Annotated in this window: 1 protein-coding gene; it reads right to left on the bottom strand. The window is 74.9% G+C overall.

All coding sequences use genetic code 11. The annotated features are described in order from the left end of the window. The coding region (locus tag H5J33_RS34810) for a beta-ketoacyl synthase N-terminal-like domain-containing protein (protein WP_181798646.1) at nucleotides 1-1,533 on the bottom strand (1,533 nt) is incomplete at both ends.

The raw sequence follows: 1,533 nt of genomic DNA, 5'->3' as shown, positions 1-1,533 counted from the left end.
GGTGCGGCCTCGATGATGACGTGGGCGTTGGTGCCCGAGATGCCGAAGGAGGAGACGCCCGCGCGGCGCGGGCGGCCCGGGTCCGGCCAGGGGCGGTTCTCGGTGAGCAGCCGGACGTTGCTTCCCTCCCACTCCACGTGCCGGGTGGGCCGGTCCACGCCGAGGCTGGCGGGCAGGGTCTCGTGGCGCAGCGCCTCGATCATCTTGATGACGCCGGCGACTCCGGCGGCGGCCTGGGTGTGGCCCAGGTTGGACTTGACCGAGCCGAGCCACAGCGGGCGGTCGTCGGTGTGTTCGCTGCCGTAGGTGGCGATCAGCGCCTGGGCCTCGATGGGGTCGCCGAGGGTGGTGCCGGTGCCGTGCGCCTCGACCACGTCGACGTCGGACGCTGCGACCCCGGCCGCTTCGAGGGCGCGGCGGATGACGCGCTGCTGGGCGGGCCCGTTGGGGGCGCTGATGCCGTTGGAGGCGCCGTCCTGGTTGACGGCGGTGCCGCGCAGCACCGCGAGGACGCGGCGGCCGTTGCGGTGGGCGTCGGAGAGCCGCTCCAGCAGCAGCACGCCGGCGCCCTCGCCGAAGCCGGTGCCGTCGGCGGCGTCCGCGAACGGCTTGCAGCGGCCGTCCCGGGACAGGCCCCGGTGCCGGCTGAACTCCACGAAGGTGCCCGGGGTGGCCATGACGGTCACTCCCCCGGCCAGCGCCAGCGAGCAGTCGCCCTGCCGCAGCGCCTGGGCGGCCAGGTGCAGCGCGACCAGCGAGGAGGAGCAGGCGGTGTCGACGCTGAGCGTGGGCCCCTCCAGGCCGAGGGTGTAGGCGACCCGGCCGGAGACCACGCTGCCGGAGCCGTAACTGCCGAAGTAGTCGTGGTACATGACGCCCGCGAACACACCGGTGTCGGAGCCGCGCAGGGTCGCGGGGTCGATGGAGGCACGCTCCAGCGCCTCCCAGGAGGTCTCCAGCAGCAGCCGCTGCTGGGGGTCGGTGACCAGGGCCTCCTCGTCGTCCATGGCGAAGAACGCGGGGTCGAAGCCGGCCGCGTCGTACAGGAAGGCACCGTGCCGGGTGTAGCTGGTGCCGGGGCGGTCCAGGGTGGGGTCGTAGAGGCGGTCGAGGTCCCAGCCGCGGTCGGCGGGGAACTCGCCGACGGCGTCCCGGCCTTCGGCGACCAGCCGCCACAGGTCCTCCGGGGAGGCGATGCCGCCGGGGAAGCGGCAGGCCATGCCGACGACGGCGATCGGCTCGTCGTCGGCGGCGGGGCGCGGGGCGGTGCGGGCGGGTGCCGGGGCGAGGGTGCCGGTGAGTTCGCCGAGCAGGTGGCGGGCGAGGACGGCCGGGGTCGGGTGGTCGAAGACGAGGGTGGCGGGCAGCTTCAGGCCGGTCGCCGTGGTGAGCCGGTTGCGCAGTTCGACGGCGGCCAGGGAGTCGAAGCCGAGTTCCCGGAAGGCCAGGGTGCGGCCGACGTCCTGGCCGGAGCGGTAGCCGAGGATGGTGGCGACGTGGCCGCGCACGAGGTCGGCGAGGAACGGCTCGCGT

It is taken from the genome of Streptomyces sp. WELS2 (assembly GCF_013870595.1).
Taxonomy (GTDB): domain Bacteria; phylum Actinomycetota; class Actinomycetes; order Streptomycetales; family Streptomycetaceae; genus Streptomyces.
This window is presented reverse-complemented; position numbering and strand designations above follow the sequence as displayed.